Origin of the sequence: Paraburkholderia sp. SIMBA_053, from assembly GCF_046534895.1 — a bacterium.
Classification (GTDB): Bacteria; Pseudomonadota; Gammaproteobacteria; order Burkholderiales; family Burkholderiaceae; genus Paraburkholderia; species Paraburkholderia caledonica.
Window position 1 is genome coordinate 1 of the sequence record NZ_JAWRXU010000263.1, and the last position, 345, is coordinate 345.

Annotated in this window: 1 protein-coding gene; it reads left to right on the forward strand. The window is 62.6% G+C overall.

All coding sequences use genetic code 11. The features are described from left to right. Positions 1–345 (forward strand): efflux RND transporter permease subunit (locus SB753_RS35550; RefSeq protein ID WP_410804771.1); only part of this gene is annotated, 345 nt, incomplete at both ends.

Sequence of the window (345 nt, forward strand, 5' to 3'; positions counted from 1 at the left end):
CCAGGCACAGTTTCCATACGCGGACGTGTCGTTCAATCTCGCGGATGGCGTGACGCTCGGCACGGCCATCGACCGTATCGAAGCGATCGAAGCGAAGCTGAACCCGCCCGCAAGCGTGCAGATGAACCTTGAAGGCGCGGCGCAGCTTTACAGCACGTCGCTCGGAAACGAAGCCTTGCTGCTGGTCGGCGCGCTGATCGCCGTGTATATCCTGCTCGGCATTCTGTACGAAAGCCTCATCCATCCGCTGACGATTCTGTCGACGCTGCCTTCCGCCGCGTGCGGCGCGCTCGCGGCGCTGTTGTTCTGCGGCGGCGAGCTGGACATCATCGGTCTGATCGGCAT